The sequence below is a fragment of the Mycobacterium terramassiliense genome, from assembly GCF_900157385.1.
Lineage (GTDB): Bacteria > Actinomycetota > Actinomycetes > Mycobacteriales > Mycobacteriaceae > Mycobacterium > Mycobacterium terramassiliense.
Map to the genome: position 1 here is coordinate 2661196 of NZ_LT717701.1, position 20760 is coordinate 2681955.

The 20760-nt window shown below is 67.8% G+C and carries 23 protein-coding genes; 11 read left to right on the forward strand and 12 right to left on the reverse strand.

The window, feature by feature from the left end; translation table 11 throughout:
• Nucleotides 1-5: 5 nt before the first annotated feature.
• Entirely contained in the window at nucleotides 6-398 is a 393-nt protein-coding gene (locus MTAB308_RS27130; protein WP_077103817.1) for a DoxX family protein, read from the reverse strand.
• 99 nt (nucleotides 399-497) lie between these two features.
• On the opposite strand from MTAB308_RS27130, the gene MTAB308_RS27135 reads away from it, so the two are divergent.
• Nucleotides 498-1673 (forward strand): thiolase family protein, encoded by a 1176-nt coding sequence (locus tag MTAB308_RS27135; RefSeq protein ID WP_077103819.1) that lies wholly within the window; start codon nucleotides 498-500, stop codon nucleotides 1671-1673.
• Between the two features lie 69 nt (nucleotides 1674-1742).
• On the opposite strand, the gene MTAB308_RS27140 is transcribed toward MTAB308_RS27135, so the two are convergent.
• Nucleotides 1743-2300: a hypothetical protein gene (locus MTAB308_RS27140; protein WP_077103821.1), complete on the reverse strand. Its 558-nt coding sequence runs from the start codon at nucleotides 2298-2300 to the stop codon at nucleotides 1743-1745.
• Nucleotides 2301-2480: 180 nt separating this feature from the next.
• Here MTAB308_RS27140 and MTAB308_RS27145 point away from each other — a divergent pair, with 180 nt between their 5' ends.
• Nucleotides 2481-3227 carry a 3'(2'),5'-bisphosphate nucleotidase CysQ gene (locus MTAB308_RS27145; protein ID WP_077103824.1) on the forward strand — a complete coding sequence of 249 codons (747 nt, stop codon included), beginning with the start codon at nucleotides 2481-2483 and terminating at the stop codon, nucleotides 3225-3227.
• 48 nt (nucleotides 3228-3275) lie between these two features.
• On the opposite strand, the gene MTAB308_RS27150 is transcribed toward MTAB308_RS27145, so the two are convergent.
• Together MTAB308_RS27150 and MTAB308_RS27155 are read right to left on the reverse strand one after the other, a co-directional pair.
• Nucleotides 3276-3722: a hypothetical protein gene (locus tag MTAB308_RS27150; RefSeq protein WP_077103826.1), complete on the reverse strand. Its 447-nt coding sequence runs from the start codon at nucleotides 3720-3722 to the stop codon at nucleotides 3276-3278.
• A gap of 90 nt (nucleotides 3723-3812) precedes the next feature.
• A complete protein-coding gene (locus MTAB308_RS27155; protein WP_077103828.1) occupies nucleotides 3813-4718 on the reverse strand; it encodes a haloalkane dehalogenase in 906 nt (301 codons plus the stop codon).
• 108 nt (nucleotides 4719-4826) lie between these two features.
• Here MTAB308_RS27155 and MTAB308_RS27160 point away from each other — a divergent pair, with 108 nt between their 5' ends.
• Nucleotides 4827-5552: a DUF2652 domain-containing protein gene (locus MTAB308_RS27160; protein ID WP_077103830.1), complete on the forward strand. Its 726-nt coding sequence runs from the start codon at nucleotides 4827-4829 to the stop codon at nucleotides 5550-5552.
• Nucleotides 5553-5604: 52 nt separating this feature from the next.
• Here MTAB308_RS27160 and MTAB308_RS27165 read toward each other — a convergent pair whose 3' ends face one another.
• Nucleotides 5605-6762 (reverse strand): MalY/PatB family protein, encoded by a 1158-nt coding sequence (locus tag MTAB308_RS27165; RefSeq protein WP_425436360.1) that lies wholly within the window; start codon nucleotides 6760-6762, stop codon nucleotides 5605-5607.
• 66 nt (nucleotides 6763-6828) lie between these two features.
• Nucleotides 6829-7923, reverse strand: coding sequence for an NAD(P)H-dependent amine dehydrogenase family protein (locus tag MTAB308_RS27170; RefSeq protein ID WP_077103834.1), 1095 nt, complete (start codon nucleotides 7921-7923; stop codon nucleotides 6829-6831).
• 159 nt (nucleotides 7924-8082) lie between these two features.
• Between MTAB308_RS27170 and MTAB308_RS27175 the strand changes: the two genes are divergently transcribed.
• From MTAB308_RS27175 to MTAB308_RS27195, 5 genes are all read left to right on the forward strand, one after another.
• Complete coding sequence (locus MTAB308_RS27175) at nucleotides 8083-9057, forward strand: LLM class flavin-dependent oxidoreductase (RefSeq protein ID WP_077104870.1); 975 nt, start codon at nucleotides 8083-8085, stop codon at nucleotides 9055-9057.
• Nucleotides 9058-9066: 9 nt separating this feature from the next.
• Nucleotides 9067-10131 carry an NAD(P)H-dependent amine dehydrogenase family protein gene (locus MTAB308_RS27180; RefSeq protein ID WP_077103836.1) on the forward strand — a complete coding sequence of 355 codons (1065 nt, stop codon included), beginning with the start codon at nucleotides 9067-9069 and terminating at the stop codon, nucleotides 10129-10131.
• 68 nt (nucleotides 10132-10199) lie between these two features.
• Nucleotides 10200-11192, forward strand: a complete 993-nt coding sequence (locus MTAB308_RS27185) for an LLM class flavin-dependent oxidoreductase (protein ID WP_077103838.1) — start codon at nucleotides 10200-10202, stop codon at nucleotides 11190-11192.
• Nucleotides 11189-12382 carry a cytochrome P450 gene (locus tag MTAB308_RS27190; RefSeq protein WP_077103840.1) on the forward strand — a complete coding sequence of 398 codons (1194 nt, stop codon included), beginning with the start codon at nucleotides 11189-11191 and terminating at the stop codon, nucleotides 12380-12382. The genes MTAB308_RS27185 and MTAB308_RS27190 overlap by 4 nt, the downstream gene beginning before the upstream one ends.
• An 83-nt stretch (nucleotides 12383-12465) precedes the next feature.
• A complete protein-coding gene (locus MTAB308_RS27195) occupies nucleotides 12466-13734 on the forward strand; it encodes an IS30 family transposase (RefSeq protein WP_077099686.1) in 1269 nt (422 codons plus the stop codon).
• A 44-nt stretch (nucleotides 13735-13778) separates the two neighbouring features.
• On the opposite strand, the gene MTAB308_RS27200 is transcribed toward MTAB308_RS27195, so the two are convergent.
• On the reverse strand, nucleotides 13779-14564 hold the full coding sequence (locus MTAB308_RS27200; protein ID WP_077103842.1) for a spirocyclase AveC family protein: 786 nt from the start codon (nucleotides 14562-14564) through the stop codon (nucleotides 13779-13781).
• 174 nt (nucleotides 14565-14738) lie between these two features.
• Here MTAB308_RS27200 and MTAB308_RS27205 point away from each other — a divergent pair, with 174 nt between their 5' ends.
• Both MTAB308_RS27205 and MTAB308_RS27210 read left to right on the forward strand, forming a co-directional pair.
• The gene (locus MTAB308_RS27205) at nucleotides 14739-15377 is read left to right on the forward strand and encodes a TetR/AcrR family transcriptional regulator (protein ID WP_245831507.1); all 639 of its coding nucleotides are present in this window, start codon (nucleotides 14739-14741) and stop codon (nucleotides 15375-15377) included.
• Nucleotides 15378-15385: 8 nt separating this feature from the next.
• Nucleotides 15386-16582: a cytochrome P450 gene (locus tag MTAB308_RS27210; protein ID WP_077103847.1), complete on the forward strand. Its 1197-nt coding sequence runs from the start codon at nucleotides 15386-15388 to the stop codon at nucleotides 16580-16582.
• Here the strand turns inward: MTAB308_RS27210 and MTAB308_RS27215 are convergent.
• Entirely contained in the window at nucleotides 16572-17102 is a 531-nt protein-coding gene (locus tag MTAB308_RS27215; protein WP_077103849.1) for an AhpC/TSA family protein, read from the reverse strand. The two genes, MTAB308_RS27210 and MTAB308_RS27215, sit on opposite strands and share 11 nt — an antisense overlap.
• 161 nt (nucleotides 17103-17263) lie before the next feature.
• On the opposite strand from MTAB308_RS27215, the gene MTAB308_RS27220 reads away from it, so the two are divergent.
• On the forward strand, nucleotides 17264-17902 hold the full coding sequence (locus tag MTAB308_RS27220) for a TetR/AcrR family transcriptional regulator (RefSeq protein WP_077103851.1): 639 nt from the start codon (nucleotides 17264-17266) through the stop codon (nucleotides 17900-17902).
• Between the two features lie 44 nt (nucleotides 17903-17946).
• On the opposite strand, the gene MTAB308_RS27225 is transcribed toward MTAB308_RS27220, so the two are convergent.
• The 4 genes from MTAB308_RS27225 to MTAB308_RS27240 all read right to left on the reverse strand — a co-directional run bounded on the left by MTAB308_RS27225 (nucleotide 17947) and on the right by MTAB308_RS27240 (nucleotide 20760).
• Nucleotides 17947-18936 (reverse strand): alpha/beta fold hydrolase, encoded by a 990-nt coding sequence (locus MTAB308_RS27225; RefSeq protein WP_077103852.1) that lies wholly within the window; start codon nucleotides 18934-18936, stop codon nucleotides 17947-17949.
• Nucleotides 18937-19071: 135 nt separating this feature from the next.
• Nucleotides 19072-19560: a lipoprotein LpqH gene (locus MTAB308_RS27230; protein WP_077103854.1), complete on the reverse strand. Its 489-nt coding sequence runs from the start codon at nucleotides 19558-19560 to the stop codon at nucleotides 19072-19074.
• 40 nt (nucleotides 19561-19600) lie between these two features.
• Nucleotides 19601-20335, reverse strand: coding sequence for a hypothetical protein (locus MTAB308_RS27235; RefSeq protein ID WP_077103856.1), 735 nt, complete (start codon nucleotides 20333-20335; stop codon nucleotides 19601-19603).
• Nucleotides 20335-20760 carry a hypothetical protein gene (locus MTAB308_RS27240; RefSeq protein WP_077103858.1) on the reverse strand — a complete coding sequence of 142 codons (426 nt, stop codon included), beginning with the start codon at nucleotides 20758-20760 and terminating at the stop codon, nucleotides 20335-20337. The genes MTAB308_RS27235 and MTAB308_RS27240 overlap by 1 nt, the downstream gene beginning before the upstream one ends.

The window sequence follows — 20760 nt, forward strand, 5'->3', positions numbered from 1 at the left end:
CAAACTCAGCTGTTGCGCCGGATTTTGAGCGCCGTGGTGATCATCGGAATCTGCAGCGGCAGCCTAGCCAGCGCGGCGATGCGCATCGGCCAGGGCTTGTCCCACCACAATCGGCACATGTTGACGTTGGCCGGGAACACCCCGACGAACAGCAGGACGGCGGCCAGCGCGGCCAGCCGCCGGGTGCGCCGCGGCACCAGCAGCGCGCCGACGGCTATCTCCGCGACGCCCGATGCATACGTATAGAACCGCGGGCCGCCCGGCAGCTCGGCGGGAACGATCGTGTCGAACGGGGTGGGCGCCAGGAAGTGGACGGTGCCGATGCCCATCAGCATCGCCGCAACGCGGTATGCGGCCGTCCGGGTCGTGTCACCTTCAATGAGGGGGGTGGTGGTCATTGCGCGAGCCTAGCGGCACCGGGGGATTCCCGGTCGGGCCGTGGCGTTACACTTGAGGCGATTCCCGTAAACTTGGCACCCAAGAGTTCGAGGTAAAACATGGCTACACCCGTCATCGTCGGAGCCACCAGGACGGCGATCGGCCGCTCCTTCAAGGGCGCGCTGGTCAACACGCCGCCCGAGACGCTGATCACCACGGTGCTGCCCGAGGTGGTGCGCAGGGCCGGCATCGACCCGTCGGCCATCGACGACATCATCTTCGCCGAATCGCACTACGGCGGTGGGGATTTGGCGCGCTATGCGGCCGCCGCGACCGGCATGGAGGACATCCCGGGCCAGGCGGTGAACCGGCATTGCGCGGGTAGCCTCACCGCCATCGGCAACGCCGCGGCGCAGATCGGCTCCGGGATGGAGCGGGTGCTCATCGCCGGCGGAGTGCAGTCGCTGTCGATGACGCCGTTGATGAATCAGCGGATCCCCGGACCCGAGCTGAAGTTCGAGGAGCGCTGGCTGCCGCCGACACACGTCGAAACCCCGGACGCCCCGACCAAGGACATGTCGATCACGGTGGGGTGGAACACCGCACAGACGGTCGGCATCACCCGGGAGGAGATGGACGCCTGGGCGGCCCGCTCGCACGAGCGCGCCATCGCGGCCATGGACGCCGGGAAGTTCCTCGACGAGATCGTTCCGCTGAAGATCACCCAGATCGACGGTTCGGTGACCGACTTCTCCGTCGACGAGCATCCTCGGCGTGACACCACCATCGAGAAGCTCGCCGCACTGAAGGTGCTGCACCCCGAGATCGAGGGGTTCTCGATCACGGCGGGCAACAGCAGCGGCACCAACGACGCCGCCGCCGCGGTCGCGCTCGTCGACCGCGACTACGCCGTCGCGGAGAAGCTGAACGTGATGGGAACGGTGAAGGCGTGGGCCGCCGTGGGCGTGCCGCCGCGGGACTGCGGCCTGGGCGCGGTCAGGGTGATCGCGAAGGTGCTGCAACGGGCCGGGCTCACGGTCGACGACGTCGCGCTGTGGGAGATCAACGAGGCGTTCGCCTCCGTGCCGATCGCGGCGTGCCGCGAGTACGGCATCGACGAGGAGAAGGTGAACTTCTCCGGCAGCGGATGCAGCCTCGGCCACCCCATCGCGGCCTCTGGCGCGCGCATGGTCACGACCCTGACCTACGAGCTGGCCCGCCGCGGCGGCGGCATCGGCGTCGCGGCGATGTGCGCGGGCGGCGGCCAGGGCGGCGCGGTCGTCATCGAGGTCTAGTGGCGAACGCGAGGGCGGCGGAGTCGGTCTAGCCGCCATCGGTCTAGCCGCCAGCGGGCGCAGCAAGCGCTAGTTGCAGAACGTGTAGCCGATGAATTGGGCGTCGCGATTGTTGGTGCCCGAGTAGTTGGCGTAATGCACTGCGGGCATCCCGTTGTACTGCGTGTTCAGTTTCTGCGCGGTGGGCGGCGGGGTCGCCTTGGGAAAGGCCAAGATCAGGTCGGAGAAGATCTTCAACCCCGCCTGGCAGATCGCATCGGGCCGCGGCGGCTGAGCATTCCACGCGTGCACGACGACGGGGTCGGTGAGCTGATACCCGGCCGCACAGTTCGGATCGCAGATCTTGAAGACGGCGGTGCCGGTCCCGTCGGCGCCCTGTGGCCCCCAGGAGGTCCACGACATGTCTTGCAGCGCAACGGCTACGCTTGCGCAGCCCAGGACGTTGAGCTTCCTCGGACGCTCGACCGGCGGAACCGACGGGTTGTAGCAGCCCGGAATGGCGAAGTACGTCGGAGGGGGTGGTGGGGTGGTGGGCTGCGGCGACGCGCTCTGGTGGCCGTTGATCAACTTCACGGCGCCGAAACCCAGCGCGCCGATCAGCACAACCGCCACGACGACACAGGCCATCCCCAGGTGTCCCCCCGGAAACCGCACCCTGTTCGATGATGAGACGTTGCCCCCGCTCACCTCACCAGGTTATGGCAGAAATGCGGGCCTGCGTGGCGACTGCGGCAAAGATTTTATGGCACGGTAAAGTTGGTCATCACTACCAACTTATTCAGGTTTGTGCCGATTTTTGGAGAGCGGATGGACGACGATCACGCGCTGGCCGCGCGGCTGGCCACCGAGGCGGGGCGGCTGTTGCTCTCGGTTCGGGAGGAGTTTGCCGATGCCGAGACGGGCGAGCGGAAAGCGGCGGGGGACAAGCGATCCCACGACTATCTCATGGAGGCGCTGGCCGTCGAGCGACCCGGTGACGCGGTGCTGTCGGAGGAGGGCGCCGACGACCCGGTGCGGTTGCGTTCGGAGCGGGTGTGGATCGTCGATCCGCTGGATGGGACGCGGGAGTTCTCCGAGCTCGGGCGCGACGACTGGGCGGTGCATGTCGCGCTCTGGCAGGCCGGCGAGCTAGTCGCCGGTGCGGTGGCGCTGCCGGCGCAGGGGATCACGCTGGCGACCCCGCACGTCAACCCACCGCCCGTCGCGCCGGATCAGCCGCGCATCGTGGTGTCCCGCACCCGGCCGCCCGCGATCGCGCTATCCGTGCGCGATGCGCTGGGCGGCGTCCTGGTGGAAATGGGTTCCGCCGGAGCCAAAGTGGCGTCGATCGTGCAGGGCCTGTCCGACGTGTACGTGCACGCCGGGGGCCAGTTCGAATGGGACTCGGCCGCCCCCGTCGCGGTGGCCCGGGCCGCCGGCCTGCATGCGTCGCGCATCGACGGATCGGCACTGGCCTACAACCAACCCGACCCCAAACTGCCCGACGTGGTCGTGTGCCGTCCCGAGCTCGCCGCGGCGGTCCTCGCCGCGACCTCGGCGCCCAACGTCGAGTAGTTGCGCGAATTCGCCACCTAATTCCCGACAACAACTCGACGCCCGGCCCTAGATGCGATGGCGGCGCCGGCGCCCCTTCGCCTCCTCGGTCCACTCCTTCTCGATCCGTCCGATCTCGAGTGAGAGCAGCGTGAGAGTCGGGTTGTCGCAATGGACTTCGTGCGCGGTGCGGAATTCCGCCGCTTCGCCCGTGGTCGGCAGGTACGGGCGCAAGCCCTCGAACCACTCGTCGCCGACGACGTTGGGCGGATCGCCGGTGCGGGGGCCGCAAGCCCACTGCCGGTAGGCGTCCCGCGCCTCCGCCAAGCCGCTCCGCCAGCGCCGGACCGCGTCACAGCGCTGACCGTGCAGGTGCATCGCCATCTGATGCTTGTTGTTGTGGTTCCCCACCATCCCGGGGAGCAAGTTGTCGGCCGCGGACCTCGCGACGCCCGCGATGCCCATGGCCGACGCGCCCACGACCGTGCCCATCAGGCCCATCGTCACCATGTCCATGCGCTGATCGTTGCACCCCACGGCGGTGACGACCAGGGGACGACGCGTTCAGCGCGATCCGGGCCGCCCGTCAGCAGCCGGTAAGGGCGGTCAGCGCAGGGCCTGCTGCCAGGACACAATGCGGTCGGCCAGTTCCGGTCCCGCGTCCTCCTGGATGAAGTGGCTGGCGTTGATGCGCGCGTGCGGCTGGCCCGCCGCGCCGGGGATGTGCTTGATCAAGGGCCGGTCCGCGCGCCCGAGGATGGGGTCGCGGGAGCCGAAGATGGCCAGGCAGGGCTTTTCCCAGCGGCTCAGGGCCTTCCAGGCCGCCCGGTTGGCCGGGATCGCGGGGTCGTACGGCGAGGTCGGCACCAGCTGAGGGAACACCCGCGCCCCGGCCTGGTAGGTCTTGTCCGGAAAGGGGGCGTCGTAGCCGGCCCGGACCTTGGAGGGCACGTGGCGGACGGTCCCGACGGCGACGATGCGACCGGCGGGAAGCACGGGGGAGTAGCGCGCGAAGGCCCGCCACAGGTAGAAGGCCGGCGGCGTGGGTCGCTCGGCCGTGGGCAGGAAACCGTTCGCCACCACCAGCCGCGCGATCCGGTCGCCCTGCTCGGCGGCGATGCGCAGCCCGATGAGCGAACCCCAGTCCTGCACGAACAGCGTGACGTCCTTGAGGTTGAGGCGCTCGAACCAGGCGGTCACCCACTCGACATGCCGCTGGTAGGTGTAGTCCTCGGGTTGGCTGGGCTTGTCGGAGCGACCGAAGCCGATCAGGTCGGGTGCCAGCACGCGGTACCCGGCGTCGGCCAGCGGCGGAATCATCGTGCGGTACAGGTAGCTCCACGTGGGCTCGCCGTGCAGCAGCACGATGGGCGGGCCATCGGCCGGCCCCTCATCGAGGAAGTGCATGCGCAGCGGCTGAGTGTCGCTCGCCGCCACGTCGAGATAATTCGCTACGAACGGATAGCCCTCCAGGTTTTCGAATCGGGAGTCTGGGGTTCGCAGCACTCGCATACTCGGCTCCTCCGGGGTGGACCCCTGCAAGCCTCTCGCGGCGCGGCGATTTCGTCCAGTGGGAGATTCATTGAGGCGGCAACCGGCAACCACTAAACTTCGCACATCATGGCCATCCGGCGCGCCGTCCTGCTCATCGCCGACATCGGCGGGTACACGCATTACATGAATTGGAACCGGACCCACCTGGCGCACGCTCAGCTAACGGTCGCCGGATTGTTGGAAGCCGTCATCGACGCCGGCAAGGGCCTGAAACTCGCGAAGCTGGAGGGCGACGCGGCCTTCTTCTGGGAGCCGGACGGCAACGCCAAAGTGCTCGTGTGCGAGCGGCTGTCACGGATGCGCGCGGCGTTCCTCGCGCAGCGGGAACGGTTCAAGGCGGACATCGCCTGCGAGTGCGCGAGCTGCGGGCAGCTCGACAATCTCTCGCTGAAGTTCGTCGTCCACCAGGGCGAGGTCGCCGAGCAAAAGGTGAAGCGCCACGTCGAACTCGCCGGGGTGGACGTCATCCTGGTGCACCGGATGCTGAAAAACTCGGTGCCAGTGGTCGAATACGTGCTGATGACCGATCCGGTTGCCGCGTGCCTCGACGACCCGATGCGCGGCCTGTGCAGGCCGCTCGTTCACCACTTCGAAGGAATCGGGGACACGTCGACGCATTACATCGACCTCGCCACGTCGGAGGTGCCGGAAGCGCCGCCGCGGCGCAGCGGCCTCGGCCGATTCTCCAAGACGGTGAAGTTCGAGATCATCTCGCTGCCGTTCCTGCTGGGCATCAAGAAACCCGCGGAAGGTTTCCGCAACCTCGACCCCGCCGAGGACATTCCCGCGTAGCCGTTTTCGGCGAGATCGACGCTGGCGCGAAGAAGTGCGAGTGGGTTGCGCACTAACGTCGATCTCGGCGCCCCCTAGCCTCGAGTGCCCGGCCCATTCGCGAGAGCGCCTCACCGAGAATGGCTTTCGAGGTGGCGAAGTTCAGCCGCACGTGCCCGGTGCCACCGGTTCCGAAGACGTGGCCCGAGCTGAGCGCGACGCGGGCGTGGTCGAGAAACCAGCGCGCCGGCCCGGCCAGATCGGCGACCACCGCCGGCCCGTCGCTGGCCTCCTCGGCAAAACCGAGCTCTCGGCAATCGAGCCAGGCGAGGTAAGTGCCCTGCGGCCATTGATATCTCACGCCGGGAAGGTGTTCGGCGACCAGCTCGCCCAGCAACGTCCGGTTCGCGTCCAGGCCGGCCAGCAGGGCGTCGAGCCAACCGCCGCCGCTGCGGAACGCCTCCGCGTGGGCGATGATCCCGAAGTGGCTCGGGCCGTGGCTGACCTCCTCGGGCATGCGGCGCAGGTCCGCTGCGGCCTCCGGCCCGGCGATCGCCAACGCGGCCTTCAGCCCGGAGAGGTTCCACGCCTTGGAGGCGGACGTCACGGCCAGGGCGTTCTCCGCGCCCGGCACGGTCAGATACGGCACGAAGCGCGCCCCCGACAGGATCACCGGCGCGTGGATCTCGTCGGAGACCACCCGGACATCAAAGCGTCGGGCGAGCTCGGCGACCCGGCGCAGTTCGTCGGCGGTGTGCACCGACCCCGTCGGGTTGTGCGGGTTGCACAGCAAGTAGGCAACCTTGGCGCCCGGAGCGCCGGCGCGCGCGAACGCGTCCTCCAAGGAGCCCAAGTCGATTCGGCCGTCGGCGTCCAGCGGCGCCTCGAGCACCCGGCGGCCGTCGTGCGCGACGAACGCGTAGAACGGGGCGTAGACCGGCGGGTTGACGACGACTGCGTCGCCGCGGTCGGTGACCAGGCGCAGCGTTTCGACGATGCCGAGCATGACGTCGGGAACGATCGCGGTGCGGCCGACCGCCAGGTCATGCCATTGCCAACGGCGCGAGGCGAATTCGCTGACGGCCTCGGCAAGCGCGGTGCCGCAGGGGTATCCGGTGTCGCCGATGTCGATGGCCCGGCGCAGCGCGTCGGCCACCGTCGGCGGCAGGGGGACGTCCATCTCCGCGACCCACAGCGGCAACACATCGTCGGGGTGCGCGCGCCACTTCATGCTGGTGCGCAGCCGCAGTTGGGGCAGCGTGAGTTCCTCGAGTGGGTTAAAGCTCACCCCGGCAGACTAGGTGGCGAACGCGTGCTTTGGAATCGTCAGCGGTAGGTCGACCGAACTCAGCAGCCCCGGTTCCGCGGCAACGACATACGGCACGGCGTTGACGACGCGCATCGCGGTGGCGACCATCGCGCCCGCGCCGGAGGTCATGCCCGCGACCCCGGCCCTGCGGGGGTCCTTCAGCGTGGCCGCCAGGGTGCAGTCGATGTCGGGGTCGCCGGAGATCGTGACGCGGTAGGACAGATCGCCGATCCCGGTCGGCCAGTCCGGGGCGACGTCGTGCGCGAGCCTGGTGACGTGCTCGATGACGATGGCCTCGCGGCCGTCGACCACGCCGATCGCCCGCATGCGCAGCGCCCCGCACGTCCCGGCCTCGACGGTGCCCATCGCCACCTCCAGCGTCCGGTTGGTGACCGCGCGGTCGAAGAATTCGCGGACTTCCTGGACTTCGACGCCGAGCGCGTCGGCGACCAACCGAATCTGGCCCTGCCATTCGCCGGCGATCGCCCCCGGGAAGCCGATCCAGGGCTGGTAGTCGAGCGGCCGGCCGAAACCCAAGGCGTCGCTCATGATGTCGGGGACGCCGTAATCGTCGTACAGGCCGATCTCGAACGCGTGGATCTTCTCGATCGACGACGACTGGGTGGACAGCACCAGCGGCAGGTAGTCGGCGGCGAAGCCCGGTTCGATACCCGACGCGTACAGCGACACCTGACCCTGCTTGGCCGCGGCGGCCAACTGTTCGCGCCACTGCGCGGGCTCGTAGGCGTGCGGATTGACCAGCCGGGTGGTGCTGGTCGTGACGACGTTGATCCCGGCCTCGAGCAGCCTGACGTAATCCGGGACGGCCAGCGCGTCGCGCTCGGGACCGCTGGCCGCGTAGATCACGCAGTCGGGCTTGAGCGCGATCAGCGCGTCCGCGTCGGTGGTGGCGGCCAGCCCGATCGGCTCGCCGTTGGCGAGTTCGCCGGCGTCCCGGCCATCCTTCTCCGGCGAGTGCACCCACACCCCGACCAGGTCCAAGTTGGGTCGGCGTTGAATGGCGCGAATCGCGATCGATCCGATGCCGCCGGTCGCCCACACCACCACGCGGTGAGTCGTCATTTTGTTTCTCCTCAGGGGGCGTGCGCGTCGCGGACACGACGAAAGCCGGGGCGGCCGTTGCTGTTACGTCGCAAGCTAACAGCCGCGGGTCAGCGCGGTCAAGAGTTTAAGAAAGCAGGCACTATCTTAACGAACAAATCTTAGGTTATGGTGCAGCTAGTGTTCACGCTCAGGTTCGACATGCGCGGCCCCGGCCGGGCGGCGCCGGCCGCCGACCTCTACGCCGCGGCGATCGACATGTGCGCGTGGGCGGAGACCCGGGGCGCCGTGTTGGCGGTTCTCTCCGAGCATCACGGTGCCGACGACGGCCACCTGCCCGCGCCGCTCACGTTGGCTTCGGCGATCGCGGCGCGGACGCACACGCTGGCGATCCTCCTTGCCGCGGTGCCGATTCCGATGTGGGATCCCGTCCGGCTTGCCGAGGAGATGAGCGTGCTCGACCTGATCAGCCGGGGCCGGGTGTCCTATGCGTTCGGGGTGGGGCATCGACGCGAGGAATACGAGCACTTCGGCATCGACATGTCCACGCGCGGCCGGGTGGCCGACGAGATCCTGGCGGTGCTGGGCCCGCTGGTGCGTGGCGAACCCGTCGAATACCGGGGCCGAACGGTCCGAGTCACGCCCCCGTGCGCGTCACCCGCTGGGCCGACGATGCTGATCGCCGGCGGCAGCAGGGCCGCGGCCCGGCGCGCCGGCGCTCTGGGCCTGGGGTTCGTCGCCCAGACCGACCTGCCGGGCCTCAAGGAGTTCTACGACGAGCAGTGCCGCGCCCACGGCCACGAGCCCGGAATGATCCAGTTCCCCGTCCGGGGCGCTCCGACAGCGGTTTTCGTCGCTGACGACGTCGACGAGGCGTGGGACACGCTGGGGCCGTACCTGTTGCACGACGCGGTGATGGCGGCATCGTACCGCCCCGGCGACAACTCGGTGGCCAGCATCACCCGCGCCGACAGCGTGGCCGCGCTTCGCGCGGAGAACGGCCCCTACCGCATCCTCACCCCCGGCGAGGCGACCGGGTACGTGCGCGGCGGGCGGTCCCTGCCGCTGCACCCGCTGTGCGGCGGCGTGCCACCCGAGGTGGCCTGGCCCCACCTCGAACGCGCCGCGGCCGCGGCCGCCCGGGCCCACGAGTAAGGAGCGCTTGTGACACGAGTCGTAGTGTGGTCCACCGGCGGGGTCGGGTCGATCGCGATCGACGCCATCCACCGCCGGCCAGACCTGGAACTCGTTGGCGTATGGGTGCATTCGCCCGACAAGGTCGGCAGGGACGCCGGCGAGCTGGCGGGCATCGGGCCGCTGGGGGTGACGGCCACCCACGACGCTGAAGCCCTGATCGCCCTGGCGCCCGACGCCGTGGTGTACGCGGCGAGCGGCCCCGAGCGCGACGGCGCCGCCGTGCCGGACTACCTGCGGCTGCTGTCGGCGGGCATCAACGTCGTGTCGACGTCGTCGACGAGCCTGGTGCATCCGCCGTCGTACTTCGCCCCGGAGTGGCGCGACCAACTCGAGGCGGCGGCCACGTCGGGCGGCGTCTCGTTCTACGCCTCGGGCATTTTCCCCGGTTTCGCCTCCGACCAGCTGGCGTTGCTCATGACGACGCAGTCCAAGAACATCCGCACCATCACGGCCAGCGAGGTCGCGCTCAACGACCATTACCCGGTGGCCGACGTGATGATGGACGGGATGGGCTTCGGCCGTCCGCTGGATTTCGAGCCCATGCTCAAGACACCCGGGTTCATCGAAATGGCTTGGAAAGCACCGATATACCTGATCGCCGGCGGGCTGGGGGTCGACGTCGAGCGCATCAACGGTTCCCTCGACCGCGAGCTGACCGATCGCGACATCGAGGTGGCGTTCGGCACCATCAAGGCGGGCAGCTGCGGCGCGGTGCGCACCCGGGCCGCGGGGGTGATCAACGGACGGGAGGCGATCGTGATCGAGCACGTCATCCGGATGGCCCGCGACGTCGCCCCCGACTGGCCGACGTCGGACTGCGACGCGACCTATCGCGTCGACATCGAAGGGGATCCGGACATTCACTGCGCGATGACGCTCGGGGCGGCCGAGGGCCACGGCGCCGGGCGCGCCGCGATGGCGGCGACGGCCATGCGGGTGGTCAACGCGATCCCGTACGTGGTCGACGCGCCGCCCGGCTTGCTCAGCTCGCTGGATATCCCGACGACTTTGCCGCGGCACGTGTTTGCCTAGGCGTTGACGCGGCTCTCGGCCGCACCGTAGCGTACGTGGACAAATATTAGGTTGGCTAGGAGTTGGGTGTGTTCACGCTGCGCTTCGACATGCGCGCCCCGTCGTGGGGCGCGCCGAAAGTGGCGCTGTACGCCGCCGTGCCCGAAATGTGTGCGTGGGCCGAGGATCATGGCGGCCTGGCCGCGGTGTTCTGCGAGCACCACGGATCCGAGGACGGCTATCTGCCGTCGCCCCTCTTGCTGGCGTCGTCGGTGGCCGCGCGAACCGAGCGGCTGGCGCTGAGCCTGATCCTGATCCTGCCGTTCTACGACCCGGTGCGCCTCGCCGAGGACATGGCGGTCCTCGACATCATCAGCAACGGGCGGGCGTCGTACATCCTGGCGCTGGGGTATCGACCCGAGGAGTTCGAGCATTTCGGTGTTGCGCTGAAGGGACGCGGCCGGCTCGCCGACGAGAAGCTCGAACTGCTGCGCTCGCTGCTCTCCGACGAAACGGTCAGCCGGGATGGACGACGGATCATGGTGACGCCGCGCCCGGAGACCGCCGGTGGCCCCGGGCTCATGTGGGGCGGTGGCAGCGTGGCGGCGGCGCGCCGGGCCGGCAGGTATGGCCTGGGCATGCTGGGCAACGCCAACGCACCCGGCATGCGGGAGGCCTACGAGGAGGCGTGCCGCGAGCACGGTCATACGCCCGGCCCAACGATGTTTCCCAGCCGCGACACCCCGTCAGTCGTGTTCGTCGCCGACGACGTGGACCAGGCGTGGGACGAGCTAGGCGAGCATCTGTTGCACGACGTGCGAACCTATGCCGCGTGGAATCCCGGGGACGAGACGACCGCGGGTTTCTCGCACGTGAGCACCGTCGAGGAGCTGCGCGCCGCGCCAGCGTCGCACGTGATCATCTCGGTGCCGGAAGCGATTTCGCGGGTGCGCGCCGGCCAGATACTCAACCTGTCGCCGCTGTGCGGCGGGCTGCCGCCGGAGGTCGCGTGGCCGTACCTCAAGCGCGTGGGCGACGTCGTGCTGCCGGAGGCCCTGTCGGAGAGAAAGACGGCACTATGACCGGAGCCAGCACCGCCGAGGTTTATTACGACCCGTTCGATTTCGACATCGACGACGATCCGTACCCGATCTGGAGGAGGCTGCGCGACGAGGCTCCGCTGTACCGCAACGACAGGTACAACTTCTACGCGCTGAGCCGCTACGACGACGTCTCCCGCGAGCTGATGAACTTCGACGTCTTCCGCTCGGGTCGCGGCACCACCATGGACATCATCATGAGCGGCATCGAGCTGCCGCCCGGCGTCATCCTCTTCGAGGACCCGCCGATCCACGACGTCCACCGCCACGTGCTCTCCAAGGTTTTCACGCCGCGCCGGATGGAGGCGATCGAGCCGCTCACCCGGGCATTCTGCGTGCGCGCGCTCGACCCGCTGGTGGGCTCGGGCAGGTTCGACTTCGTCGAGAACCTGGGCGCGATGGTCCCGATGCGCACGATCGGCTACCTGCTGGGCATCCCCGAAACCGATCAGGAAGCGATCCGCGACAAGGGCGGCAGCCAGCTCACGCTGAAAAAGGGCACGTTCCGGGCGGTTCCACAGGACTTCCTGGAACACAGCCACGAGATGTTCGCGAACTACATCGATTGGCGGGTGGACCATCCCTCCGATGACCTGATGACGCAGCTGATCAACGCCGAGGTCGAGGACGCCGACGGAACCCGGCGGCTCACCCGGTCCGAGGTGCTGCTCTACACCAGCATGATCGCCGGTGCGGGTAACGAAACGACCACGCGCCTCATCGGTTTCATCGGCCAGCTGCTGGCCGAGCACCCCGAACAGCGTCGCCAGATCGTCGCCGACCCGTCGCTGATTCCCATGGCGATCGAGGAGGTCCTGCGCTACGAAGCGCCCTCGCCCGTGCAGGCGCGCCACGTCGCCCGCGACGTCGAATTACACGGCACGACGGTGCCCGAGGGCTCGATCATGTTGCTGATCAACGGGTCCGCCAACCGGGACGAACGCCGGTTCCCCGACGCCGAGGAATTTGACATCCATCGCGGCGCCACTCATCTGAGTTTCGGTCACGGACTGCACTTCTGCATGGGCTCGGCCCTGGCGCGCATGCAGGCGCGGGTGGCGTTGGAGGAGGTCATCAAGCGGTGGCCGGAGTGGGAAGTCGACTACGCCAACGCGACCAAGGCGCACACCTCCAGCGTGCGGGGCTGGTCGAAGCTGCCCGTCTTCATTTGATCCGCCCAACGTGGAGTTGTGGCGTGGCAAGCGCCCTTAGCTTCAAGGGATGGATGCAACACATCTGATTGAGGAGTGTTGCTGTGCCGCGTCCGCCGTTGAGGTTTGTTGTCCGTCAGTTCTGGGCTCACATCGGTAATGGCTGTAGTGCCGCGGAGGCCGGTGTCGCCGTCGGCGTGTCGGAACGTTCTGGCTATGGCTGGTTTGCTGATGCTGGCGGCGTGAAACCACGGCTATGTGAACCGAAAAGCGTTGGCCCGCGGCCGAGGCTGACCTTCGAAGACCGGGTCGAGATCGAAATTGGTGTCAGGACGAACGAATCGTTGCACTCGATCGGCAACCGGCTGGGCCGGCCGGCGTCGACGATCAAACGCGAGATCGACGCCAACGGGGTGGACAACAGCTACGACGGGCGCAAATCCGGTTATCGGCGCAAGGAAGCCTTCGGGGCGCGCCAGAGCGGCAAAACCGCGCACGTTCAGTATCGGGCCCTCAGGGCCCAAGCACGCTCCGATGAACGTGCCCGGCGTCCCAAGCAGAGCACGCTGGCGGCAAATGACCGATTGCGTCAGGAGGTGCAGACTCGGTTAGACGACTTCCATAGTCCCGGCCAGATCGCGGTGGGGCTGCGGCGGGATTTTCCTGACGATGCGGAGATGTGGGTGTCACACGAAGCCATCTATCAGGCGATTTACGTGCAAGGCCGCGGCCACTTGCGCCGCGATATCCACCGCTGCCTGCGCACCGGGCGGGCGTTGCGCAAACCGCGCAGCATCCCCGGTGAGCGCCGGGGTCGTATCCCCAACATGGTCAACATCAGCGAGCGTCCACCGGAGGTGGCCGACCGCGCGGTGCCTGGCCACTGGGAAGGCGACCTCATGTTGGGCAGCACCGAATCGGGCTCGGCGATCGGCACCCTCGTCGAGCGCAGCACCCGATTCGTCATGCTGTTGCACCTGCCCGACAACCACGGCGCGCTGGCCGTCCAGGACGCGATCGTGGCCAAGATGGCCCAGCTGCCGGCGATGCTGCGCCGCACGTTGACCTGGGACCAAGGCAAGGAAATGGCCAACCACATCGCCATCGCCGCAGCCACCGACTTGGATATCTACTTTTGTGATCCGCACTCCCCGTGGCAGCGCGGCAGCAACGAAAACACCAACGGGCTACTGCGCCAGTGGTTTGCTAAAGGCACTGACCTGTCGGTGTTTCCGGCCGACTATCTGGACTACGTCGCGGCCAAACTCAACAATCGGCCACGCCAAACACTGGACTGGAAAACCCCCGCCGAAGCCCTCGACGAACTACTGTCCAACCCGACCAAACCACCCACTGTTGCATCCATCGCCTGAAAGCGCCGCCCAATTTCCCGCAACAAGTCGACGCTCGGCCCGGATCACTTGGGTTGATTCGGCACGCCCGGGAACAACTGGCCCGTCGGGCCCGCGGTCACCCAACCGCCCAGCTTCGTCACCAAATGCGGCGCGAAAACCGCTCCGTAGAGCAGGTTTCCGATCACAATGACGGCAGCGATCGACAGGAGCGACGACTGCAGACGGCCCGACGACCGTTTATCGGCCCACACCTCGATGACGTTGCGCCCCCGCGAATCGGTGCGTCCCAGCAGGTACGTGAAGACCATCATCTGAATGCCCATCGCGAGCGAGTCGTAGAGCGGGTATTGATGAATGGTTCCCTCGCGGATCGCCAAGCCGGGGATCACCAGGCCGTAATAGAAGACGCCGAGCTTGGCTCCCAGGAACCCGTTGAAGAGGAGCGCCCAGCAGAAGCCGACGACGAGGCCGACGATCAGCAGCGATATCGGCCTGCGCCACTGGAACTTCGCGCTGACCCATTTCCCCAGCGCCGCGCCGGTCACCGCCGGAAACACGAAATAGGAGATGTAGCCGATGGGCACGAACGAGGGCAATCCACCCCACGTCACGTTCAGCGGCCACCAGGACGGCATTCGCGGAATGGCGGGCGGGAACTGGGCGTACATCGCCCAGTCGTAGGGCGCCTCGATCCACGAGAACGAGATCGCCGAGATGCAGACGAGCAGCAGTGGGTGTATCCGGCGCCGGCGAATGCTCAGGTAGACGCCGATCGCGGTGAAGGTGATACCACCGGCCAGGGCGAAGCCGCTGGCCGCCTGCATCAACGGCGTCATCCCGGCGCTCATCGATCGCCCTCGCGTCCGGGGGAGCGGCGCGCTTCGGGGTCGAAGCGCAGCACCAGTCCGAAGATCAGGACGATCAGCCCGAACAGCGTGCCGAGCATGATGACTGCGCCCACGTCCGCGCCCCTTCCCGTATCGGGTTCGGTCCTCAAGATAGTGCATGCTATCTTAAAAGTTGTGCCCCAGCGACCAGCAGCCACCGCGGCCACGCGCCGGCCCCGCGGCGCGCCGCGCAAACTGCTGCTCGAGGCCGCGCGGGGCCTCTTCGCGCGCCAGGACTATCGCAGCACCACCACGCGCGAAATCGCCCAGGCCGCAGGCGTTACCGAGCATTTATTGTTCCGTCACTTCGGTTCGAAGGCGGCGCTGTTCCGCGAGGCCCTCGTGCTGCCCTTCACCACCTTCGTCGACGAATTCGGCCAGACGTGGCAGTCGGTCATCCCCGAGGAGACCAAGGAGGAGGAGCTCGCCGGTCACTTCGTCGGGCAGCTCTATGACGTGTTCGTCGAGCACCAGGGGCTGCTCTTGACGCTGATGGCATCGGAGGCCCTGACCGAGGAGGAGATGGCCGACGCCGGCATCGCCGACGTCAGGCGGGCGCTGACGGTGCTCGGCCGGATCAGCGCCGAGGGCATGCACCTGCGGGGCCTGCGGTCGGATCATCCGGACCTGCCGGCGCACTCCACGGTGGCGATGATCGCCGGCATGGCCGCGTTGCGTTCCACCTACTTCGGGACCAAACAGCCGTCGCGCGAGGTGATCGTCGAGGAGCTCGTCCAGGCGATCCTCCACGGTTTCCTGCACCGAAACGATTGAGGGGCAATATGTTACGTTCGGCCGAGCTGTATTACGACCCATACGACGTCGAGATCGACGACGACCCGTACCCGGTGTGGAAGCGCATGCGCGAAGAGGCGCCGCTGTACTACAACGAGAAATTCAACTTCTACGCGCTGAGTCGGTACGAGGACGTGGCACGCGAACTGCCGAACTGGGAGACCTACCGCTCGGGTCGGGGGACCACCGCCGACATCTTGTTCAACAACATCGAAGTGCCGCCGGGCATCCTGTTGTTCGAGGATCCGCCGCTGCACGACTTGCACCGCCGCCTGCTGTCGCGAGTCTTCACGCCCCGGCGCATGCTGGCCGTGGAGTCCATGGTGCGCGGATTCTGCGTTCGCGAACTCGACCCGCTCATCGGTGCCGGCGGCTTCGACTTCATCGCGGACCTCGGGGCGATGATGCCGATGCGCACCATCGGCTACCTGTTGGGCATCCCCGAGGAGGACCAGGCGAAGATCCGGGATCGCAACGGGGCCTTCATCGAAATGGCCGAGGGGCGCAAGCCCGGTGAGGTCAACCCGAATCTGTTCGCGGACACCATCGCGATGTTCGCCGAGTACATCGAATGGCGGGCCAGCCATCCGTCCGATGACCTGATGACCGATCTGCTGCGCGCGGAGATCGACGAGCCCGACGGCACGCGGCGCCCCCTGTCACGCACCGAGGTGCTGGCCTACACCGCCATGATCGCCGGCGCAGGCAACGAAACCACGGCCCGGCTCATCGGTTTCATGGGACAACTGCTGTCCGACCATCCGGATCAGCGCCGCGAACTCGTCGCCGATCCGTCGCTGATCCCGGGCGCGGTTGAGGAGACGCTGCGCTACGAACCGCCGTCGCCGGTGCAGGCTCGTTACGTCGCCCGCGATGCCGAGCACTACGGCCGCGTCGTCCCGGAGGGATCGTTCATGTTGCTGCTGAACGCGTCCGCCAACCGGGACGAACGCCGATTCGCCGATCCCGACCGCTTTGACATCCACCGCGAGGGCGGCCACCTCAGCTTCGGGCAGGGCCTGCATTTCTGCCTCGGCTCGGCGCTGGCCCGGATGGAGGCCCGGGTGGCGATGAAAGAGGTCCTCAAACGCTGGCCCGATTGGGACGTCGATTACGCCAACGCCGAACGGGCGCACACCGCGAGCGTGCGCGGGTGGGCGCGCCTGCCCGTCGTCACCGGGTGACTCGCGGCGCCATGGCGAGCAAATCGTCGACCGACCACTGGTCGTACGCGTGCTTGCCGTATTTCACCGCGACCACGCGCCCCTCGGCGTCGATCAGCACGTCGGCGGGCAGGCCCAGGTTGCCGTTGGTCGGGTTGGCCGGCATCGGGGCTCGGCGCCTGCTGATCGCGGTGCGGAGGGCATGCCACCATCCCCTGGGCAGCGCGCGCCACGCGCCGGGATTGAGTATCGCCATGGCCGACGCCTCGACGCCGAAGCGGCGGTAGAGCTTCCGGCCGGGATCGCCGATGACCGGGAAGGGCAGGTCTTTCTCGTACTTGCGCAGTTCGGCCGGGCTGGAATGGAATATGACAACCTCCCGGATGCCGGCGGCGCTGATCTCGTCGAGCCGCGCGGTGATTGAGCGCAGGTGCAGGTTACAGATCGGGCAGCCCGCAAACCGCCGAAATTGCAGATGGGTCAACGCGCCTGCGGGATCGGGGACCGCGATCGGTTCGTCGAGGATGCCGGTCAGTTCCAGGTGCGGAAATGGTCACCGGCGCTGAGGCGGGTCATTCCGGACCTGATGGGCTTAGCGGACATGGTAGCTTCCTCTCCGATATTCGTCGTACTATCAGTATGCTCAATATGCGTCTGGTCCGATTAATTCCCGAATCGGGGGTAGGGCATACTGAGAGTCCGATGAATTCCTCCCTCAGCCCGTACCGGTCCCGGTTGCGCGCCGAACAGGCCGCCGCCACGCGCCGGCTGGTGCTGGACGCCGCCACGCGGCTTTTCGTGGAGCGCGGTTACGGCGGCACGTCCATCGACGCGATCGCCGAGGCGGCCGGAGTCGGGCGTTCGACCGTGTTCGCCGCCGCGGGAGGCAAGCCCTGGCTGCTGAAAGCCGCCTGCGACCGGGCCATCGTCGGCGACGACGAGCAGGTGCCGTTCCATCAACGTCCCGAGGCGCGCAAGCTATTCGCCATGGCCGACCCCACGGAGATCGTCGCGGGATATGCCGGCCTGCTCAGCGACGCCCAACGGCGGGTGTCCGCCATCTACGAGGTGGCGCGCTCGGCCGCCGGAGTCGAACCCGAAGTCGGCGAACTGTGGACCGAACTCAGTCGGCAGCGCCTGGCCGGGGCGAAGGAGCTGGCGACCCTGCTGAGCCGCAAAGGGGGGCTGCGCTCAGGCCTGTCCGTCGCGCAAGCCCGCGACATCATCTGGATCTACAACGACCCCGGCCTGCACCACGCGCTGGTCGGTACCCGCGGATGGAGCCAAACGAAATACCGCGACTGGCTGGCCGGGACCCTCAAGAGCCAGCTCCTGGGGTAGCAGCCGTCGGGTACGCCAGCCGCACGCTCGGCAGACGGGAACGTCTAGGACGCGCCTTCGTCCACCAGGACGGCGCCGTCGGGCCGGTTCCCGAGCGTCTGAAGCGGGATCTGTTCACCCTGAGCCGTGAGGCGAACGATCTGGGCCAGCTGCCCGGGAGCGTCGCATTGCAGGTAATGATCGGCGCCGGGCACCAGCCAGTATCGGTTCTTGCCGGGCTTGGTCTTCAGATAGGTCTGCCAGATGTAGTTGGGGACCCGTACGGGCGAGACGTTGTCGTGCAGGCCCCACACCACCGTGGTGTTGACGTGGCTCTTGGAAAGCGCTTCCAGCCAACTGGTTTCGCCCGCGGCGCGCTCGTTGAGGTACTGGATTGTGTCCGGCAGCACGCGGATTCCGTCGTTGTGGGCGAAACACTTTGCCAGCGCCGCGATCTCCGGGTCGTCCGGCGTCCGCCGTGGCATGAAGGTGCTCAGGCCCAAGCCCGCGGCGAGCATCTCCGGCGTGGTCGCCGCCGCGGTGTCGCGCCCCGTCGCGGGGTCGAGCAGGGCGGTCTGGAACGCGGTGAGATTCGACAGCGGGAGATAGATGTTGGCGTTCGTCAGGATGAGGTCGACGGGCACGACGGGTGGCTCTTGGGCCGCCAACATCTCCAGCGCGATCATGCCGACGCTGCTGCCGCGATCGTGGGTGAGCATGCGGAATTCGGACAGCTTCCACACCTGGGTGATCGCGTAGACCAGCAGTCGCGCGTCGTCGTACAGCGAGTAGGCGTGCGGCGCCGGGGGTTTCTCGGACATTCCGTAGCCGGGAAAGTCCAGCACGAACATGTCGAAGTCGTTGCCCAGTTCGCGGGTGAGGGCGAAATAGTCGATGCTCGACGTCGGAAAGCCGTGCACCAGCACCAGCGCGGGGGCGCCGGGTGTGCCGCAGCGGCGGACGAACACGGTGAGTTCCTGCCCGTCGTTGGCGGCGGTGGTCGATCGCCACCGAAGTTCGGTCCCGCCGCTTTGCCACTCCGCGAAGATGTCCAAGCCGCCAGCATGTCAGAGGGGATCGGGGTTCGACAACCGCTTGTCGCTCGGAGGTGGGCAAAACCTCACGTCCCTTCCCCCGGGGTGACGCACGTGACACATGGGGAAACACCCACGACGGCAACGTGTTCGGGCCTATGGGCAGCTGAGGTGAATCCCGAACGTCACCTGGTGGACGTCACCCTGATTCGGCGACGCCCCCTGGCCCGTCCCGGTGATCGTGTAACTCTTCCCGTCCTTGGTGGCCTGCACCTGGGTCGCGGACTGGGGCGCCTGCCAGGGCAGCTGATACTGCCCGGATCCCGTCTTGAGCGAAATGGAGAACCCGTCGACGCTCGGCGGCTTCTCGTCCGACAAGGACAGCGTTACCGACGCCGAATCGTCGCGAACGCTGACGTGGGTGGTCAGATCGCCCGACTCGGCCGGCGGCACCGCCGCGGAGTTGGTGCACTCGACGGCGGCGGTCATGGTGTGCTTGTTGCCGTCCATCATGACGGTCGTGGTTGGCGGGACCGCACTCGAACTCGCGGCCGAAGGCTGACCACCCTTGCTCGAGCAGGCCGGCAGGCCAGCCGCCACCACGAGCAGCGCGGCGGCGGCGCGCACGAGCCGTCGATTGGTCATCTCACTTCTTTCGCTAGGTCGTCAGCAAGGACTATAGGGCTCACTTGCTCGGCCACGCTTCCCAAGTGACCATGGTGCGTAACGGCCCGGCGAATACCGGTCGAACTGCCCCGGACCGCCACCTTGCCTCGATGAGGGGGGCCAGCGCATCGGCGGTGGTGAGCGGGTCGGCGTCGAGGTACACGACGGTGATGTATTGGTGGTCCGTCCGCCATCCGCCGGGCAGGTGGCTCCAACCGGTGCTCGAACCGAAAGTCCAGGCGCCGGCCGCGCCGGGCGTGGCGAGCAGCGCCGGGTAGTGCTCGGCGTGCAGCCATTGCAGCCACTCGTCCGGGCGGCCCGCATCGGGTTCCTCGACGATCAGCACGATCCCGCGGTGCGGCCGAAACGGCACCACCTCGGCGGAGATGAGCGCGCGCGGGGCGGCGTGCCATTGCAGCAGGCGTAATCCGGCGACTTGCAGCGACGGGCGCGTGACGGGGAAGCGGCCGTTTTCCCGCAGCGCGCGGCCGAGCGCGACGAAGTCGTCGAAGGTCTTCTCGACGGGGTCACCGATCAGGTAGTGCACCGCGTTGCCGACCTGTCCCAACGGTCCGTCGGCCGCCAGGCGGCGCTCGAGGTAGTCGCCTTCCGCGATCCAGCGCAACCCGTGGACGATGCCCGGCAGTTGGTATTGCTCGGGCATGTGATCCAGCAGGTGCCAGCGCAGGTAACTGCCGTCGTCGTCGGGCGGGGCGGGCGCGGTGAGGCTGAAAAAGCCTGCCTTGACTCGCATCACGCGTCGGGCCCGGCCACATAGCAGCGGCCACCGCCCGTGGTGAGCAACACCTCTTGAACGGCGGACTTGTCGACGGCCGGGAATTCGAAGCGGTGCACCTGCTGACCCGCGTCGATGTTGGCGTCCTGGGACTCGTTGGTGCCGTCCTTCTTTCGCACCAGCGCCGTGACCTTGTCGGCCTTCGAAATGCTCTGCGGCTCATGGAAGTACCACACCTCGATCCCGCCGCCCGACGCGTCGCGCCAGCCGTCGGCGTAATAGCACCCCGGGTTGCCTTCGGTGTCCGGCGGAGGCGGCGGGCAAACGGATAACCCGACGCATGCCGGCGCGCCGGTGGCCCTGACCGGGGCAGCGGCCGCGCCAACCACCACGCCTCCACAACACATCGCGATGATGGCCAGCGCTCGAATCGCTTTCGACAT

Bases quoted from the DNA above. Each gene is read 5' to 3' on its own strand.
- MTAB308_RS27130 (WP_077103817.1), bottom strand. From the start codon at position 398: ATGACCACCACCCCCCTCATTGAAGGTGACACGACCCGGACGGCCGCA.
- MTAB308_RS27135 (WP_077103819.1), top strand. From the start codon at position 498: ATGGCTACACCCGTCATCGTCGGAGCCACCAGGACGGCGATCGGCCGC.
- MTAB308_RS27140 (WP_077103821.1), bottom strand. From the start codon at position 2,300: ATGGCCTGTGTCGTCGTGGCGGTTGTGCTGATCGGCGCGCTGGGTTTC.
- MTAB308_RS27145 (WP_077103824.1), top strand. From the start codon at position 2,481: ATGGACGACGATCACGCGCTGGCCGCGCGGCTGGCCACCGAGGCGGGG.
- MTAB308_RS27150 (WP_077103826.1), bottom strand. From the start codon at position 3,722: ATGGACATGGTGACGATGGGCCTGATGGGCACGGTCGTGGGCGCGTCG.
- MTAB308_RS27155 (WP_077103828.1), bottom strand. From the start codon at position 4,718: ATGCGAGTGCTGCGAACCCCAGACTCCCGATTCGAAAACCTGGAGGGC.
- MTAB308_RS27160 (WP_077103830.1), top strand. From the start codon at position 4,827: ATGGCCATCCGGCGCGCCGTCCTGCTCATCGCCGACATCGGCGGGTAC.
- MTAB308_RS27165 (WP_425436360.1), bottom strand. From the start codon at position 6,762: ATGAAGTGGCGCGCGCACCCCGACGATGTGTTGCCGCTGTGGGTCGCG.
- MTAB308_RS27170 (WP_077103834.1), bottom strand. From the start codon at position 7,923: ATGACGACTCACCGCGTGGTGGTGTGGGCGACCGGCGGCATCGGATCG.
- MTAB308_RS27190 (WP_077103840.1), top strand. From the start codon at position 11,189: ATGACCGGAGCCAGCACCGCCGAGGTTTATTACGACCCGTTCGATTTC.
- MTAB308_RS27200 (WP_077103842.1), bottom strand. From the start codon at position 14,564: ATGAGCGCCGGGATGACGCCGTTGATGCAGGCGGCCAGCGGCTTCGCC.
- MTAB308_RS27210 (WP_077103847.1), top strand. From the start codon at position 15,386: ATGTTACGTTCGGCCGAGCTGTATTACGACCCATACGACGTCGAGATC.
- MTAB308_RS27220 (WP_077103851.1), top strand. From the start codon at position 17,264: ATGAATTCCTCCCTCAGCCCGTACCGGTCCCGGTTGCGCGCCGAACAG.
- MTAB308_RS27230 (WP_077103854.1), bottom strand. From the start codon at position 19,560: ATGACCAATCGACGGCTCGTGCGCGCCGCCGCCGCGCTGCTCGTGGTG.
- MTAB308_RS27235 (WP_077103856.1), bottom strand. From the start codon at position 20,335: ATGCGAGTCAAGGCAGGCTTTTTCAGCCTCACCGCGCCCGCCCCGCCC.
- MTAB308_RS27240 (WP_077103858.1), bottom strand. From the start codon at position 20,760: ATGTCGAAAGCGATTCGAGCGCTGGCCATCATCGCGATGTGTTGTGGA.